At 58.2% G+C, this 17,873-nt stretch carries 14 protein-coding genes; 6 read left to right on the top strand and 8 right to left on the bottom strand.

The genetic code is table 11. The annotated features are described in order from the left end of the window. Positions 1–9 precede the first annotated feature (9 nt). Positions 10–2,067 (top strand): SHD1 domain-containing protein, encoded by a 2,058-nt coding sequence (locus Mal65_RS19575; protein WP_315852824.1) that lies wholly within the window; start codon positions 10–12, stop codon positions 2,065–2,067. 43 nt (positions 2,068–2,110) lie between these two features. On the opposite strand, the gene Mal65_RS19570 is transcribed toward Mal65_RS19575, so the two are convergent. The 8 genes from Mal65_RS19570 to Mal65_RS19535 all read right to left on the bottom strand — a co-directional run bounded on the left by Mal65_RS19570 (position 2,111) and on the right by Mal65_RS19535 (position 13,088). After that, positions 2,111–5,200, bottom strand: a complete 3,090-nt coding sequence (locus tag Mal65_RS19570; RefSeq protein WP_145301440.1) for a M28 family peptidase — start codon at positions 5,198–5,200, stop codon at positions 2,111–2,113. 172 nt (positions 5,201–5,372) lie between these two features. Further along, positions 5,373–5,789, bottom strand: a complete 417-nt coding sequence (locus Mal65_RS19565; RefSeq protein WP_145301437.1) for a hypothetical protein — start codon at positions 5,787–5,789, stop codon at positions 5,373–5,375. A 7-nt stretch (positions 5,790–5,796) separates the two neighbouring features. Further along, the gene (locus Mal65_RS19560) at positions 5,797–6,843 is read right to left on the bottom strand and encodes a DUF3500 domain-containing protein (protein WP_145301434.1); all 1,047 of its coding nucleotides are present in this window, start codon (positions 6,841–6,843) and stop codon (positions 5,797–5,799) included. Positions 6,844–6,961: 118 nt separating this feature from the next. Then, positions 6,962–7,768 (bottom strand): WecB/TagA/CpsF family glycosyltransferase, encoded by an 807-nt coding sequence (locus Mal65_RS19555; protein ID WP_145301432.1) that lies wholly within the window; start codon positions 7,766–7,768, stop codon positions 6,962–6,964. Next, on the bottom strand, positions 7,765–8,796 hold the full coding sequence (locus Mal65_RS19550; protein ID WP_145301429.1) for a polysaccharide deacetylase family protein: 1,032 nt from the start codon (positions 8,794–8,796) through the stop codon (positions 7,765–7,767). The genes Mal65_RS19555 and Mal65_RS19550 overlap by 4 nt, the downstream gene beginning before the upstream one ends. Next, positions 8,793–10,148 (bottom strand): glycosyltransferase family 4 protein, encoded by a 1,356-nt coding sequence (locus tag Mal65_RS19545; protein ID WP_196784310.1) that lies wholly within the window; start codon positions 10,146–10,148, stop codon positions 8,793–8,795. The genes Mal65_RS19550 and Mal65_RS19545 overlap by 4 nt, the downstream gene beginning before the upstream one ends. After that, entirely contained in the window at positions 10,148–11,272 is a 1,125-nt protein-coding gene (locus Mal65_RS19540) for a sugar transferase (RefSeq protein WP_145301426.1), read from the bottom strand. The genes Mal65_RS19545 and Mal65_RS19540 overlap by 1 nt, the downstream gene beginning before the upstream one ends. A gap of 145 nt (positions 11,273–11,417) precedes the next feature. Beyond that, positions 11,418–13,088 carry a GumC family protein gene (locus tag Mal65_RS19535; RefSeq protein WP_165701392.1) on the bottom strand — a complete coding sequence of 557 codons (1,671 nt, stop codon included), beginning with the start codon at positions 13,086–13,088 and terminating at the stop codon, positions 11,418–11,420. A gap of 849 nt (positions 13,089–13,937) precedes the next feature. On the opposite strand from Mal65_RS19535, the gene Mal65_RS19530 reads away from it, so the two are divergent. The 5 genes from Mal65_RS19530 (at position 13,938) to rpsK (ending at position 17,553) form a co-directional block, all read left to right on the top strand. Then, positions 13,938–14,618, top strand: coding sequence for a class I SAM-dependent methyltransferase (locus Mal65_RS19530; protein ID WP_145301420.1), 681 nt, complete (start codon positions 13,938–13,940; stop codon positions 14,616–14,618). Continuing rightward, positions 14,615–15,409 carry a thymidylate synthase gene (locus Mal65_RS19525; protein WP_145301417.1) on the top strand — a complete coding sequence of 265 codons (795 nt, stop codon included), beginning with the start codon at positions 14,615–14,617 and terminating at the stop codon, positions 15,407–15,409. Before Mal65_RS19530 ends, Mal65_RS19525 begins: the two co-directional genes overlap by 4 nt. Next, the gene (locus Mal65_RS19520; RefSeq protein WP_145301414.1) at positions 15,409–16,026 is read left to right on the top strand and encodes a dihydrofolate reductase; all 618 of its coding nucleotides are present in this window, start codon (positions 15,409–15,411) and stop codon (positions 16,024–16,026) included. Before Mal65_RS19525 ends, Mal65_RS19520 begins: the two co-directional genes overlap by 1 nt. Before the next feature lie 249 nt (positions 16,027–16,275). Next, a complete protein-coding gene (gene rpsM / locus Mal65_RS19515) occupies positions 16,276–16,647 on the top strand; it encodes a 30S ribosomal protein S13 (RefSeq protein ID WP_145305062.1) in 372 nt (123 codons plus the stop codon). 522 nt (positions 16,648–17,169) lie between these two features. Then, positions 17,170–17,553, top strand: a complete 384-nt coding sequence (gene rpsK / locus Mal65_RS19510) for a 30S ribosomal protein S11 (protein WP_145301411.1) — start codon at positions 17,170–17,172, stop codon at positions 17,551–17,553. Positions 17,554–17,873: the final 320 nt, after the last annotated feature.

Genomic DNA, 17,873 nt, shown 5'->3' with positions numbered 1-17,873 from the left:
CATGTCGGCATGCGCCTGCGGGAAGGTCGAGCTACAATACGAGCCAAACTGTTTCCCATTGGTTCGTTTGATTGGTTTTGGCGAATGCTTGGTTGGATTCATTGGCCCCGGTGTGGTGGGGGGCGACTACGATTCGTGATCTTGGTCGTTTGCCTTGCTTGTCTTGGCTGCCTTCGCATCTGTTCCGCCGATGATTTGGCGGATATTCGAGTCTGGCGTGATCAAACCGGTCGCTTTGAGACGAAAGCTGTCCTGGTAGAAATCAAGGACGGAAGGGTCAAGTTGCGGAAGGCCGACGGACGCGTTGTTTGGCCACCGCTGAGCCTGCTAAGTCAACCGGACCAAGACTACGTGGCCAAGTGGCAGGAGGCCCGAGAGGCATCGGACATTTTTGCCGGCGGTGTGATGGAAGGTGAATCACCAGGGCCCGTGGCCGAAGCGACAGTGACAGCCTGGAAACCGGGGGACGAGCCGGTTTCCGTACAGCCTGGACGGTTGCTGACGGTCCAACCGATGCCACGCCCGGAATTGACCGACGCAGACCCTCGCTCGGTTTCGATGTCGCCACCACAGGCTGGTCTGACGGTGTTGCCGGCCATCGCCGGGCTTGCCGATGGAAACATTCCCTACCTGCTGGACCCAAAGGGGATGATGTCTTTGTTACGAGTCCAACAGGGCACGTGGGACAAAACAAAGTTCTCACAGGCTGTCTTGGTTGATCACGAGGTCAATCGGGCGAATCCGACCACGCGATGGGAAGAACCACTTCACTTCTTCAACTCCAACCCGAGTCATGGCTTGGTCGTGGGCAGGGCCGACGTGGGCAGTTGGGGGGCGACCGGACAAATGGTGATGCTGCGGTTGGATGATTTGGGGCAATTGAATGAATTGCTGCGTTGGTTTCCAGATCCTGGGTCCAATGAATCCAAGCCGCGGATTCGCCAGGTGGAGTTCATCGACGCGGAACTTGTTTTGGCTCGCGTCGGTGACATCATCCGCGTCTATGACTGGAATGAACGACGCGAAGTTTGGCGGTTGCCGATTAGCGGCTGGCATCGACCGGCGCTTAGTCCCGGCGGTCGATATTTCGCGGCCCAGATTCGTGACGAGATCGCGTTGTTTGAATCCAAGACCGGGCATCAATTGGGCGTGATCAAACGCGATGATGCGGATCCAGTTGACTTGGCGTTTCATCCAACGGGATTGAAGCTGGCAGCGGTCGGCGGACGCGATATCGACATCTACGATTTGGCGGATGCGGGCAACGATCGAAGCTTCAGTTTGACCGAGCCGATCGACACGTTCTACAGCGACCCAAGTTGGACGGACGCATTGCATTTGTTGGTCGGTGGGACTCGGTTGGTGGATGCCGACCTTGGACGACAGGTTTGGCAGTACGACCTTGGTGGTCGTGGAAACGACAACCGTGCGTTTCAATCAGGTTTGTTTCGCGGCGTGATCGGCGGTCGAGGCGGCCTGATCGTCTTTCGTCACGCCGTTCCGCATGCTTCGGTTGTCAAAGCCAAGGCGTCGGTCGACTGGTCGGACATCCAGGTGCTGAGCCCCGGCGATTCGGTACGTATGGAGATCAGCGTTTCGGGGCCAACGAATCGATCGAAGGTCGCTGAATTGATGCAAGCGGCGATTGCCAAAGCGGGATGGAAGTTGTCGAACACCGCTGACAGCGTGGTGCGTTTCGCAAACTATCGAACCGACCGGCGAACGCATCGATTTCGTTCGGGGCCTTTGAAAGACCAGGAGTTACCGTATCGCCCGTACGCCACGGTCGTGGAAGTGGAAGTCGGCGGAAAAGTCGTCTATCGCGTGGTCGATGTTGGACGAGTGCCGGATGACTTTAAGGTGAGTTTGGATGAAACGCTAAAAGACGCGATCGAACGCCAAACGGTGCCGACCTATCGGATGATCGAACGCCTGGATTTGCCGTCGCACATCATCGAGCCCGATTTCCAGCATGGCCTGGGCAAGTCAACCTTAGATGCCGAAGGGTTCGTCGATGCGACCGACTTTGTTTCCGGTCTTGTCCAAGCGCCGCCGCGTGGTCGCTAGCCAGCCACGGCGCCACGGGTGCGTGGCAAGCCGGCGGAAGCCATCAGTCGCGAGACCCCGGGGTGATCTGTAACGTGATTTCCTCATCGCCTCGCTGAACGACCATTTCGACATTCTCACCAATCTTCAGTGCTTCGATGGCGTAGGTATAGTCGTACAGGTTTTCGATCGTGCGGCCAGCCAGTTTGATGATGATATCGCCACCTTGGACACCAGCTTTGTCGGCCGGTCCATCGGTTCCAACACCACTGAGCTTGACTCCTTTGATGTCGCCCGACGCGTAGTCTGGGATGGTGCCCAGATAGGCCGTCAAACGTGCTCTTGGAACCTCTTTCGTTTGTTCGCCTTCGTCCAAGCGGAATTCGGGTACGGCATCGGCAACCAAAAATCCACGCGTCAGCAAACCGAACAGTTGTGCGATATCCGATAGGCCCTCGTAGTTCAATTTGCTTGCCACGTCACGCGGCGTGTGATAGTCCGAGTGGGCACCGGTAAAGCCCGAAAGTATCGGAACGCTTCGAGTGACAAAGGCGGATGCATCGGTCGGCAGACGCGTGCTGGTGCGATCCAGCTTCAACGTCAAGCCGACCGGGATGTTTCGCCGCTGGACTTCAGATTCAAAACCGGGGGACGATCCGATGCCCTGAATGATCAAGCTTTCACGCAGCCGCCCCACCATATCCAAGTTCAGGTAGACCGCGATGCTTTCACGCAGCGAATCCTGGCCGGGATGGGCACCGTGGGCATGCGCGATGTCCACGGTCGTGGAGGTATCCGATTCCGCATGTTCGCCGTGGGAGGCATGTGCATGCGCATCGTTCGTGTGTGGATCATGCGTTTCGGGTGATCCGTACAGATCGGCATAAGCCGAAACAAAGGCTTGGGAACCGAACAGCCCCAGTTCTTCACCGCTCCAAGCGGCAATCAACAAGTCACGTTTTGCGTCCAACTTGCCGCTTCTTTTTTGCGAGGCCAGGTACTGAGCGATTTCTAAGATGGCTGCAACGCCGCTGGCATTGTCATCGGCCCCGTAGTGAATCTGATCTTCATCATCGCCAGTGGCCAAGCTGTTTCCAGCACCACCACGACCGAGGTGATCGATGTGGGCTCCCAAGATAACCACGGGGGCGTCGGCGTGGTCGGGGGAATCGGCCGCCAGTCGTGCAATGACATTGCGTCCCGTTCCGGTGGATCGTTTGATGCCAATCTTGGCACTGACCTTGACGCCTTCCAGTGCGAAACCCATCTGCATTGATCCGTCGTCCAGTGCCGTCTGAGCAGATTTCAAGTCTTTACCGGCGCGATCGAACCAAGATGCGGCCAGCCGGTTGCTGATGCTCGTCACGGCGATGCTGACACCGGCCTGTGATGCACTGGTGTCAAAGCGAATCAGGTCGCGTTTCACCTTGCTGTTTGGTCCGGCGACAAAGATCACGCCTTTGGCACCACGGTCTCGAGCCACAGACGCTTTTCTTTGTGGTGCGCTGTAGCGCGCCAATTGTTGTCGTCGATCCGCCGAGATGTCTTGCGGCATGTCACGGAGGATCATGACCCATTTGTTATCCACATCCAGATGGACATAGCTGTCGTATTCCTCCACACCGTCGCTGCCAGGAACGGTCATGCCGTAGCCCGCGAAGACAACGTCACCCACATCGAAAGACCCGGTGCCGGAAAAACCGAGAGGCGTCCAGTCTTGGCCCAGACGCAGCGCGTCTTGCTGTTGAGCGGACATCACATTTTCGTCCGTCAATTCGGAACCGGCAGGGAAATCGAAGGACTGGAAAAACGTTCCGTCTTCACCGGCCGGCTCGAAACCCAAGTGCTGAAGGTAGGCTGCGACGTAGGCGGTGGCTTTCTTTTCACCGATGGTCCCCGTCAAACGACCTTCGAGTTCCGGACGCGTCAGGTAATCGACGTGACGTCCCGCATCGGCCGGTTGAAATTCGCCGGATGTGACACTGATGTTTTGCCGTGCGGTTGCCAAGTCGGATTCAAAGGCTGCGTCATCACCAGAATCGTCGTTCGTCGCCAGCCCCAGTCGTCGTCTTGCTTCCGCATCATTCCAGCTTGCCATGAAGATTTGAGACTGATTGCCTGACGCACGATTGTTCGTCCAGGCGATGCGGTCCCCGCCGGGCAAGAAGACGGGAAGGCCATCAAATCCATCGGCATCCGTGACACGTACGGGGTCGCTGTTGCCGTCGGCACGCACCAAGTAAAGCTCGAAGTTGCCGAAGCCGTGTTTGTTCGTCGTGAAAACAAGGTAGTCACCGCTGGGGTGATAAAACGGTGCCCAGCTCATCACGCCCAAATCTGTAAGACGTTGCACATCGGTCCCGTCGGTCCGCATGGTGTAAATCTCGGCCGTCGCGCCGTCTTCACCGAACCGTCGCCAGCAGATGCGTTGACCATCGGGCGAAAAGAAGGGCCCGCCGTCATAGCCGGGAACATCGGTCAGCCGTCGGACATTCGTTCCGTCGGCGTCCATGATGTACAGTTCCATCATGACCGACGGGTCGGTTTCAAAACGCTGTTGCTGCGTCTCAGTTAATTCGTTTTGGAAGGCGGATCGATTGGAGGCAAAAACGATTTGATCGCCATCGGGGCTGAAGCTTGCTTCGGCGTCGTAGCCGTGTTCATGCGTCAGACGTGTGTACTGTCCATTGGTTGAATCCCAAACGTACAGATCAAAATGGGGGTCATAGTCCCAAGAATATCGGCGGCTTTTCCCCGACGCGCGAAAGTCCAATTCGGCCTGTTGTTTCGCTTGGGCTTCCGGATCGTCGTGCGTGCTGGCGAACAGAACTTGTTTGCCCTCAGGATGGATCCAAGCGCAGGTGGTTTTTCCGATGCCGGGAGAAACCCTTTCGATATCCCCCGTTCCAAGATCCATCCAGTAAATCTGATAGAAGGGGTTTTCTGGATCACGTTCGCTTTGGAACACCATCTTGGAAGCGTCAGGGCTGAAGTAGCCTTCCCCCGCGCGGCGACCTTCAAAAGTGATTTGACGAACTTTGCCCATTAGCGGCACATCTTCGCCGTTTCCAACGGACGGCGGGCCGTCAGCCGATGCTTTCGCGATGAGGAAGACTGTTGCGAACGTGACAAAAAAGTGCAGTCGTCGATTCATGGCGAAAGCGAAGTTCCAAAATGGGAATCTAGAAAGGCCGTGTTTCGCGACGTGCACCGCACGACGGAACAGGGACGATTCGTCAAGGCTGTAGGAATACGCTGGGGCGACGGTACCGATCGCGGGCTCATCAGAGTTGCAGCAAACGATCAGCCCGTTGGTGCGTCTGTGATCAACTGTCGGCCAAACCGTGCGCACCCCGCAGCCGAATCATGCCATCGCTCCAGCGGCGAAACAGTTCGGCACGTTCACCGGAATCGTCAAACACGCGCGTGTCACTGATTTTGGCACGCAAGTCTTCGCGGACAAGGCCGAACAATTCATGATAAATCGCGGCGGTGTCCGTCGGGTCATCGGAGAAGGCCTCCGAAAACTGGGCGGATTCTGGATTGACCCTGGCGGTCGCCTCGAACCGAAAAACCTGTTGCCAGCCAGGACGCTGGACCGCGATCAATCGCACCGACCGGAGCTTGGCCGTGGTTCCGAAATAGCCATGCTCGGTCAGATGTCGGCGGATCGACAACTCCATTTCTCGATCACCGCACCAGTCGTCCCATCGCTGTCGAATTTGTCGAATGAAGTGGAGCATGTCTCCACTATTGTGAAGGCGGCAAGTCGAAATCGCCGGTCAGGTCGCGCCAGACACAGTGGATGTGGTTTGCCGGATTGCCAACCGCGTCGGATTGGGTGTTCACGAACTCGATCAAAAAGCTCTTGCCTTGGACACGGTAGTAGTGGCCGATGCCCGGTTCGGTGGCCCCGGCCCACGCGAAGTGGATTTGGTTCCAACCGTTTTCCGCAATCCCGTCACGACGTGCCACCGCGACGGGTTCGGGGACCACATCGATATAGGTATCAACCAAACGCTGCAGGATCTGTTGTTGGTCCGCATCCAGTTTTTGATATCGGATGCCTTCGGGGGCGGTGACGTCCGCTTGCGCCTGACCGGCGAAACGAATCTCCGAGAGAGCTTTTTCAGCGATGATCGCGTCAGACTTTTGAGTGTCGGTCAGCGAATTGACCAGATCGAAACCCAACTGTTCTTCGTCACGCAGAATCCGAGCCCCTTTGTGCAGGGCGACACTCGGGTCCTCCACCTCGTTCATCAAGGTCGCAGGGTTCGATGCCATGAATTGTGGCGTGCTATCGACGATTCGGCCGCCACGACACACGAAGTTCAGCGAGAGGTGGTGACCTTCGAAGCTCAGCCCCCACGGTTTCTGGTCATCGGGTTCGCCGAATACCGTGACGTAATACTTCATCGGGTCGCGTGTCCAATTGCCACCATCGCCTTCCAGGACGTTCAGCACTTGTTCCATGCTTCGGATCTGGTCCGCTTTCCGATAGCCGACTTCGCTAAGTGCGGCACGCAGCAGACGCAGGGCACCGGTGCGTTGGGCTTCGGTCATGTCCCCCAGCATCAAGCCCTTACGTGTCTTCATCGGGATGAAGTGCCATTGGACGCGGCGTTCATCGTCGAAGGGAATGACCGCTTGAGAGGCTTGGTCCTTGTCCAGTGTCGACAGAAACGCCTTGGCATGCTGATGCATTTGAACGCCGGGCGGATCGCCGACCTTTAGGCCGGACATCACCGACAGGCCGATCAGACACAAGGCGAGAATTGCAAGCGGAAAACGTTTCATGCTCGTGGCGGGGGGTAATGAACTGAGCGGGAAGGGAAACTTGAAGAAGTGCAAGTCTAGCCAATCCGCTCGCCGCCCGCCGGGTTTTGGCCCGGGACCGCTTTGCCAATCCTGAGGGTCAGCCGAAAAGCAAATCGTCGGTGGGTTTGGATTCTTCGAGCCCGCTTTCCCGTCGAAGCCCAAGCTTTTGCATCGCCAACAGTGACAAGTACGCAGGGTTCAGCAACACGTATCGACGCCACAAACGCCCCGGTTCCTTGGTCAGTCGATAAAACCATTCCAGACCACGGTCCTGCATCCACCGCGGTGCCTGGTCCAGCATTCCGGCGTGAAAGGCGAACGCCGCACCGACCGCAATTAGCGGCATGCCCAGGCGATCTCGCATCTCGTAGGCAAAGATCTCTTGTCGTGGGCATCCCAAGCCGACAAAACACATTTGAGCCCCGCTGCTGCGAATCTCGTCGACCAAGTCGTCACGTTCCTCAGGTGAAATCTGACGAAATCGTGAAGCGCGGATTCCGGCGATCCGCAATCCATCGAACTTTTCGGTCAGGTTGTCCGCAAACTGCTTCAGCATTTCTTCCGTGGCACCGAACAGAAAGATCGAAACATCTTCCTTGGACGCAGCCGCACACAGACGCAGTGTTAATTCTGGGCCATAGACACGGTCTGGAAGACTAAGTCCGTGAAGCGAATTCAATGCCCAGCGAACCGGTTGGCCGTCGGGACAGACCAGATCAAACCGGTTCAGTCGATATCGATGGGTCTTGTCCTGGACACCGGTCATCACGCCATGAACCGCCAACGCGGTCACCGACATCGGTTGTTGCCGCTTGGCGGAATCGATCACACGGGCGACGGCGGCTTCGTAATCAATGGCGTTGACTTCGATGCCCAGAACGCTTTTCTTGCCAAGGTCGATCATGGTGTCGTTGCCGCGTCCACAACGCGGTCCGGTACGGGGGAATGAGACTCGCCGGATTCGTGATGTTTCAGATCCGCTTGGGTGATCGCCGAAACCGTCTCCGGTGCAAGTGAGTGCAGCTGGTCGATCATTCTGCGAACTTCGAAGCGGCCGCTGAGACTTTCCAAAGCCCAGCGGACGAATCGAAGTTTGTCGTCGCGTGCCATCGACATTCCCGGCAAATAGCTCAGGTCGTCGGCGTCTTCATGCCCGAAAAAATCCGGTGGGTGCAACAACAATGAAATCGGCGTTCCGGTCAGCGTTGCCAAACGTACGACCGATGAGAAATACATCTTGGCCGCGGCGACCGAAAAACTGGCCAGGTAACACAGATAGCTCATGTGGATCGGCAGACGCGTCAACGGCATGACGGATACCGGGATCTCCCAGAACTCCGGTGCAGTGTTGTGCAACCGGTGGGGGCGATTGGGCTTTAGCATCGACCCGAATCCACCGTACAGCTGTTTAGCTTTGTCTTTTTGCTGGCCTTTCAAGCCCGTTTTTAGCATGAAGAACCAACGGGCGATTGGTGCGACCGATGTGGGAAAGGATGACGCATCGTACAGGTAACCCCGTTCTTGTAAGACGCTCAAGACTTCGGGAGGGCAGCTGAAACCGGGGCCGCGAAATCCGTACGGACGGATGCCCAGCAAGTCGACGATTCGTGTCTCGGTGATTGCGATCTCTTCTTCGATCTGATCCGGGGGCATCGTGTGCATCCACGGCAGATGATTCAGGGAATGGTTGGCCGGTTCCCAATGAATCGAATCGAACCGCCGAATCGCGTCGCAGTCCGCCTTGTTTGTCAAGTCACGACCGACAAGAAAGACCGTCAGTGGTAGGTTCAGTTCGCCCAGTACATCGACGATTCGGTCGACCGCCATGGGCAGATAGCTTGGGCGATTCATCCAATCATCGCGGCCGGCGGCGCGCAGATAGGCCCAGCGGTTATCCAGGTCCAGTGATAGGCTTGCGATGGGGCGATTCATGGTTGGGATACCGCCAGTTTTGCCGTCATCCGCGAACGCAATTCCGGGTCTGGCAGACGCCACGGGTCGGCCTTCAGTGCATGAATCGCGCGGATCGCACCGGAGGCCGCCCAATGCGGCGTTCGTTCACGCACCGATTGGAATGCCGCCTGACGCATCGCGTTCCAGGCCACGTCATTGGTATCGAAATACCGGTCCATTGCCGACGCAATGCTGGCGTCCTTCAAGGGGTCGAAACGCCAACCGTTGACGTCGTCTTGCACCAAGGTGGTCACCGCCTGTGCATAAACACTGCCGATGACGGGAACGCCCGCATGAAGTGCTTCGTTGACCACCAGCAACCATTCGTCGGCAAGGGTGGGCGAGATCACCGCGTCGTGAACCGCCAGTGTCTTGCGTAGCTCGGTCGACGCGACGTTGCCAATCAGGCGGAACTGCAGATTGTCCGGCGTGACCATCGATTCCAATTCGTGACGCTTGGGGCCATCGCCGGCAAACGTCAATTCGATATGCCGATTGGGATTCTGGCGGCAGTACGCGACCAATTGCTCCGCCAGCGGGATGACGCCTTTCCGGTCACTCAATTGACCGATGCACAACAGCTTGCCCAACGGACGCGACCCATCCGATGTTGCGCTGTTGGGCGGATCGACCGCGAACACGCGATCGTCGGCGGCGTAGGGTAACGGAAAGAGTTTCGGCCCTGGCACCAACAAGCGATCCCGCAGATAGCGAAGGCATGATGGCCCGTTGTAGGTGACCGCGTCGGCTTGACGGATCAATCGACGACGCAGCACACGTCGCATCCATCCGCGTCCCTGTTCGGAATGTTCCGACATGTAAGTGCAAAGGATCAGCTTTGCATCGGGGTTTCTTCGACAGTACTGTGCGGCGCCGACGCTGCGGGCGCCCAATTCCAGTGACATCACCACATCGGGACGTAGGCGGCGAAGCTGAGCCTGGGTGTCGGTGGGAAAGTGCACGTAAAGGTCGTCAACGAAACCGGATGTGTGCTTCCACGGTCGGCGGAGCATGAAGTTCTTTTGAACGTTGACGTTCAGCCCCGACCAATCCACTTGAAAGTCGCGGTTTGGCTCGATCGGCGTGCTGAGCAAGACGTGAAATTCACGAACCGATGCTGCGATCGATTGCAACACACGCACTTGATACAGAGGGATGTAGTGCGTCATGAAGACGACCCGCACATCCAGCGGTTGACCGACTGAATCGCCCAAAGTGTTTGACACCCAGGGCCCCTCGGTTGACGGCCGATCAATGGCGGGATTGGTATCCATGTCACCGGACGACGAGGCATCGCCGTCGACGCGATCCCTGTCGTCTTGCGTGTCCACTACCGACTACCTCGTCCCAATATCGGAACGGTGACGGTTTGGGCGATCAGGCGAAAGTCACCCAGCAGTCCGGTGCGATCGACGTAGCGAAGATCCATCCGCATCCAGTCGTCAAACGTCTCGGCGGCTTCCTTATCGACCTGCCAATAACAGGTCATGCCCGGTTTGACGTCCAGGCGGCGGCGGTGCCAGTGGCTGCAGGCGCGGCTTTCATGCCAGGGCAGCGGTCGCGGTCCGACCAGCGACATGTCACCCTTCAGCACGTTCCATAACTGTGGCAGTTCGTCGATGCAGGTGACGCGAAACAAGTGGCCCACACTCGTCACACGGGGATCGCGTTCAATCTTGAAAGCGGGACCGTCGCGATGGCTTTGTTCGCGAAGCGCCGCCTGTTGGCTTTCCGCGTCCACGATCATCGTGCGCAACTTGTAGATCGTAAAAGGACGTCCGCGATAGCCTTCGCGGGTTTGGGTGAACATCGCCGGGCCGGGGCTGGTCAGTTTGACCGCCGCCATGGAGCCCAGAATGATCGGCCCGGTCAAAATCAGTCCCACCGAAGCGCCAATCACATCGACCGATCGCTTGAGCGCCGATTGAATCGTCTTGCCCGAAGTCATCGGTGATTCCGTTGACACTTCCACCGGCCCGGCATCGGTTTCCGGAGACCATTGGCGGGTGGTCGGCGTTTCACCGCGGCGATCGCCATCGCCGGGATAATCGTCGTCGCTGTCGAAGCCCTCGGGGTCGTGGACCCGCAGCGACAATCGAACGTCCAATTGGACGCCATCGAACAGGCGGGTCAGGCGGTCCAAGCAAGCTCGGCCGCCCATTTCCGGCGTATCCACCAACAGCACGCCGAATTGGTTTCGGTTCAACTGGCCGATTTGATCCGTGATCCGCAGGTTACGGTTCAGCAAGCGAACCAGTTTCCGGCGGTTATTCGATCGATCGGCCTCGGCCGTCAATTCCACGTTCAGCAAGCAGAACGGGATGGAACGTCGGGTGGCGCGGATTCGTTCGCGAGTCAATTCGTGATTGAATTGTTGTCGCGTCAGAACGCTTTCACCGTTGCGTCCGCGTCGGACTCGCCGATCGGACCAGTACTGAATCAAAGCACCTAGCACTTCGGGGCGTCCTTCTGTTGCGGGGATAACGCGGTCGAAGTTGACCCGTCGCGGCCTTCAGCCGTTGGCAAGAGGTTCTGGATATTCTCGGGCATCGTCATGGTGATCCGAAGCGAAACCGTCTTTCGATTCCGCTGGTTTCCTGTCATCGAGGCAAGTTTGATTCGGTAGCGGAATGCGTGTTCGTGTTACCAGCCCCGCTCGTCACCAAGTCGCGTGATTCGGCGACGTGCTCCGCATCCATTTGATCTGCCCCGTTTGTCCATCTTGGTGCCGCCACGTCATCGTGGATCGGATCGATGCGAGATTCTGGTCCCGCAAACTCACGATCAACGGACCGGCCTGTCGCATCGCCAGTGTCACGCAGGAAAGCCTGCAGCAGCCCCAGCGACAGCCCCAGAAATGCACCGACGATGGCCAGCAGTGCTCGGGAGGGGGACGATTTTTTCAGGTTCAGCGAAGCGTCTTGGACGATCGACACGTCCGACAGATTTTCGCGATCCAAGTCGTGCGTGATTCGTGCTTCGTCGTAACGGCGTGTGTGTTCCAGGTAATCACGCTCGGCGATCTTGGCTTCCCAAGCCAACTCATTCAGCCGAGCCGAATCCCGGTTCAGCCGTTCGACGTCTTTGCGGACCTGAGTCAATTCCGTTTCCAACGCCGCGTGCTTGGCCTTCAGCCCGGCGGCCTTGGCGATCGCGGTGGTGTGGGCGGTCTGCAGTTCTTGAAAGACCGGATTGATGGCCTCGCGGCTGATATCGCGGCCCTTTTCTTCGCCGTCAACGATCTTCGAATTGGCTTCCATCTTTTCCTTCAGCATCCGGTACCGCGGATGGCTGGGCATGATTTTGGCCAGTTCGTCGTTCTGCTGGACCTGCAGGTCATACAGTTGCGTTCGCATGTCGTCGGCCGATTTGCTGGCGACGCCGCTGGTCTTTTCGACGGGAATCCATTGGTCGACCGTGTCCAGTTGTTTGGCCAGTTCGATCACCGTCCGCTCGGCTTCGGCCAGCTGGCCGGACGTTTCGTCCATGGCGACTTCCACGTTGACGAAGCGTTCGCTGAGTGTCTTTTCGGCCGTGTCGGGATTCAGCCATCCCAGTTCGTTCTTGGCCGCCTGCAGGGCCTGTTGCGCTTTGGCGGCCTTTTCGCGGCTGTTTCGGACCTGTTGTTCAAAGAACTCAAACGATCCGGTCGCCCGGTGGGCCTCGACGTGATACCCGGCGTACTGATCCATCGCAGCTTGGGCAATTTGCTGGGCGACGATGGGGTCGCTGAATTTTGCCCCCACGCTGACCGTGTAGGCATCACGCGGCATGCTGATCTGCAGCGATTCGTGAACCTTTCGAACCGCGTTTTCCAGATCGACCTGGGCCTGGCACTGCTCCGCCGTCAGGTCGCCCCAGGTTCCGCCGCCTTTACTGGGCATCGCGTCACGCAAGCGTGCGATCGAACGGTCGATCCAGGTCCGGGGTTGCAGCAAAGTGTCGGCCCCGAGCTGCTGGACGATACGTTCGGCGATTTCACGACTGCCCAGCATTTCGGCAATGCTGACGACTTCTGAGGTTCGGCTTTCTTGAAGCGACACGCCCGCCGACGGGTTGGCCGTGGGATCGACGTTCAAAGCCATCCGGCCCAGACGCACATACATCAGCCCATCGCTGCGGTACTGATTGGGCCAGGCCAGCAGCATGGCGACCACCGCGGTGGTGACGACCATGGCAACCAAGATGACCGAAATCAAGTGGCGGCGGACCGAGCCGATCAAGTCGGCCACGCTCAATGACGCCCAGGAGTTGTTTTGGCGGCGATTCACGTTCACTTACGACAGGATTGTGGGGAAAGTGGGGAAAAGGTGGCCACCGTGCCTTGCGAATTTCATGGGATCGTCGTCGCTGTGGCGATCGTCGCCATCACGGTCCGTCGTTTCGCTGTTCGGGTCGGCCAAGGACAAACGCGGCGTTTTCCCCGGTGGACCGTTGCCGACCACCAGGAATCCCGACGGCCGGGGGCGTCGCGGATTCGCCGTACGGCGATGAACAGTCGAAATTCAGTGCAACTGCGGTGGGCCGCAGAAATGGCGACGTTTTTCCTGTTGGCAAACAAAACTGCGACAAAAAAACCAGAAAACTCGTTGCCCAGATTACCAAGTCATCGTGATCGTTCCATTTGAAAAAAGCGATGTACAGGTATTTTGTAGTTGCGAGGGGACGGTTTGTAACGAATCCCATCCGAAATTTTTGGGCGTTCCCGAATCCCTGCCCTACACTGCCTTTTTTGGTCGCATCTGTCCCATTAGATGACAGCGGACGCGGTCCGTTGAAGGTGAACAACGCGGGCGGCCGCAGTCTTCGCGTCGGCCGAGTCCCTCAACGTTGCCGAGCAACCTGGTTCGCTGGCCTAGAAACGAAATGGCCACGCATTCTCGGTCGGCTACGGCTTCTGGGGGCGGCTGATCCCCTGTGCAATGCCTGGCTTCCCGGTTGATACCGGGGGCCCGGCTTCGGGATCGTTTCAGATTGTTGGGTGCTTGATCATCTGGCGGCACGGAAAGACGAAAGGTGATAGAAACCAGCGTCCGGTGTCGCCGTGAAGAGTTTCAGTCGTCTTGTCGTGTCGACCGGCTTTGCGGCACAGCCGGATTCCAAAATAAGCGAGGACAGTTTTGGCACTGCAACGGGTTCTGGAGCCAGAGATTGGTGAGTCGGCCGAGGATGCGGATCTTTATCACGCGATGGATCACACCGCCGTCAATCAGCAATTCGTCGACGATCTGTTCAGCGGCGGTCCGGTCGGGCCACGAGTGATCGACTTGGGCTGTGGCCCGGGGGAGATTCCGATCCTGATTTGTCGCAACGCCGACCACGTGGGCTTGGAGGTGGAAGTCTTGGGGATCGATAGCGATGTGGAGATGTTGGACATCGCCAAACGCGAACTCGAAATCGAAGGCGTCATCGACCGCGTCACCTTGCAGCATGCCGATATCAAAGACCTAAGCTGTTTCGAGGACGGTCTGGTTCACACCGCCGTTTCGAACACAGTAGCGCATCATTTGGCCGAGCCGCGGTTGTTGTTGGCGGCGGCAAAGCGATTGGCGGGCGATGCTGGTCGTGTGTTCGTGCGTGACTTGTACCGTCCCGAGGACGAGGCGACGGTGGAGGCGTTGATTCGTGCCCACGCGGAAGGTGAACCGCCGTCGGCCCAGCAGTTGTATCGCCAGTCGCTGCACGCGGCATTGACGCTTGAAGAAGTCCGGGCAATCGTCAACGATTTGGGGATGGACGCCGCGTCAGTGAAAATGACCAGCGACCGGCACTGGACTTTGGATTGGCGCGGGACGGCATGAAAGAATATTTGGATCTGCTTCGTGACGTCTTGGACAACGGAAACGATCGAACGGATCGGACGGGTGTCGGTACCCGCGGTGTGTTCGGGCGTCAGGTTCGCTTCGATTTGGCGGACGGGTTTCCGTTGTTGACGACCAAGAAGCTGCATCTCAGGTCGATCATCTATGAACTCCTTTGGTTCTTGCGGGGCGACACCAACACGCGGTGGTTGAACGAACACGGCGTTTCGATCTGGGACGAATGGGCCGACGAAAACGGTGATTTGGGCCCGGTGTATGGTCATCAGTGGCGATGTTGGCCGGCGGCCGATGGGCAGACCGTTGACCAGATCGCTTGGGTCCAAAACGAGATCCGCAACAACCCGCATTCCCGTCGGTTGATCGTTTCGGCTTGGAACGTTGGTGAGGTATCGCAAATGGCGCTGCCGCCCTGTCACTTGCTGTTCCAGTTCTATGTGGAAGCGGATCGCCTTTCGTGTCAGCTGTACCAGCGTAGTGCGGACTTGTTTCTGGGCGTTCCGTTTAACATCGCAAGCTACAGCTTGCTGTTGATGATGATGGCTCGCGTGACCGGGTTACAGCCGGGCGAATTTGTGCACACCTTCGGCGATCTGCATCTGTATCAAAATCACTTCGATCAAGCGCGTTTGCAATTGGAACGTCAGCCGCGGCCACGGCCTCGCATGGAATTGAAGTCGCACCCGGCATCGATCGACGAATTTCAATTCGAAGATTTCTGCCTAAGCGATTATGACCCCCACCCCCACATCAAGGCCCCGGTGGCGGTTTGATGGGGGCGAACGAAGCATTCGACGTCCGGGCGGACGACGATTCGGAACCGGGCGACGCATCCAAATCGGGACAAGCGGTGCGGCGCCGGATTGCCGTGGTGGCGGCAACGCCCGACGGGGTGATCGGGTCCGGCGGCGACCTGCCGTGGCGGCTTCGCCGTGACCTTCAACGGTTCAAACGCACCACGATGGGCGGCGTTTTGGTCATGGGACGTAAGACGTTCGATTCAATCGGGCGTCCGTTGCCCGGTCGCCAGACCGTCGTGATCACCGCCCAATCCGACTGGTCGGCCGCGGGGGTGGTGGTCGCTCCAGGGCCCAGCGAAGCGCTGCGGCAGGCGGATCAGCTGATTGCGCCCGGCGATTCCAAAGATGCTTCAGGTCTGGAGGACGATCAGCGACGCTGTCCTGTTTTTGTGGTTGGCGGCGCGACGATCTATCAGGCGTTGCTGCCAGAATGCGACGAATTGTGGCTGACCACCGTACTTTCCAGGATCAGCGGGGACGTTCATCTGTCGATGGATCGATCGCGGTGGCGTGCGGTGGAAACCGTTCGATATCCCGCCGGCGCCGCTGATCAGATGCCCACCGAATTTCATCGTTTGGTCCGCCGCTAGCGGGGCCGAATGGCGGGGGATGGCCAAAATCGGAGGGGTTAAAGAAGCCATCGGGAAAATTCCTGGAATTTTGAGGACTCGTCCCCATTGAGCAAAAATGGGACCAGCCGCTATAAAGCTGGATTCTTGGCGGACGGGATTGCCGGGTTCCGATGGACGGATGCCCCATTTCCCGCGAAGTGCCGATTCGTCGCCTCACGCCGTCCCCCCACGTAAGGTCAACCCAGGAGCCGTGTTATGCCCCGTTTGATGGGCGTTGACATCCCGAACGATAAGCAAATCCAGTACTCGCTGACGTACCTGTATGGCGTCGGATTCAATTCCGCGCGTGAGGTCTGCGAAAAGCTGGGCATTGATCCGACGCTTCCCGCCAGTGATCTGGATGACGAGCAGCTAAGCCGTATTTCTGCGTTGCTGGAACGTGACTACGTGGTCGAAGGGCCGTTGCGTCGTCAGGTCGCCCAGAACATCGGACGCTTGCGAGAGATCAAAAGCTACCGTGGCATGCGTCACCGACTGAGTCTGCCGGTGCGTGGCCAACGAACAAAAACCAACGCTCGCACCCGTAAGGGACCGCGGAAAACGGTTGCCGGTAAAAAAGGCGTCAAGGACCTTCGTTAGTTTGTTGCCTGTGTTTCAGCCGATCGTGTTCGCCGGTGCGGTGTCCCGCTCCTTTCGCACCTTCGGTTGTGGGGACCAACGGCCGCCTGGCGAAGAACGGCCCGAGATGCAGTGTGTCGGGTGCCCTGGGGGGGCGTCAAATTCCGGTCAGGTTGCGACAGAGGGCTTTACCGATATCTCCGTCAAGATGTCAGCGACGCGGAGCATGGCGGTGAAACCGTTTTAGGCCAGGCGTCCATTTGAGAGTCGGCCGGAATTTGCACGGCGATCGCCATGGACATTGTGATCGGTTCGGATCAATCGAGCCCGTCGTCATGGATGGTTTGGCGAGTCGAGTGAACGGTTTTCAGCCGACTCGGCAACCAGGCACACGAATCAAGTAAACAACAAAAATTTCGAATCGAAGCGAGTCTTGCGTCGACGGCCGTCAGTTGGTCGGCGGTTTGGCACAAAGCGTTTCGGTTCCCGTTATCGAACATCCCGAAATTTAGACATCCGATTTTTGTCGATTGAGGCCGAGTGATGGCAAAGACAAACAAGAAGAAGCGAGTCCGACGCAACGTCAGTAATGGCATTGCGCACGTCAACGCAACGTTCAACAATACGACCGTGACGATCACCGATCCCAAGGGTGACACGTTGTGCTGGGCGAGTGCCGGAACCAGTGGGTTCAAGGGCAGCCGCAAGAGCACGCCGTTCGCCGGGCAGTGTGCCGCTCAACAGGCCGCGGAAAAGGCCACGAAGTTCGGCATGCGTGACGTCGAGGTCCGTGTCAAAGGCCCGGGCAGCGGACGCGAAAGCGCCATTACCGCGTTGCAGGCAGCTGGGCTGAATGTCAAGCAAATCGAAGACGTGACGCCGATCCCGCACAACGGTTGCCGGCCCCGTAAGAAACGCCGCGTCTGATCCGATAGACCGCGGTTGGCTGTGGTTCCGCAGCTCGAGTTTGCCACCGGAGTCGCATCGCACGGATGCCGCCCGGGATGCTCGGGTGATCGGGACGCCCGATTTCGGCTCCTTCGTTTTGGATGGCCCGATGATCGGATACCGCAGCGTGGGCTGACTCGTCTTGGGCAATCCGCTTGGTTGCTCGGGGCACCAGCGGCCCGTCACGGTTTACAGCACTGATCGCGAAAGATCATGAAAAGACGGTCGGTCCGGATGGCCACCGAATCGACCCGTCTTCCCGTCCCTTCGCCGAATTCACCAAACATTCCAGAGAGTCA

The sequence above is a fragment of the Crateriforma conspicua genome (assembly GCF_007752935.1).
Classification (GTDB): domain Bacteria; phylum Planctomycetota; class Planctomycetia; order Pirellulales; family Pirellulaceae; genus Crateriforma; species Crateriforma conspicua.
This window is presented reverse-complemented; position numbering and strand designations above follow the sequence as displayed.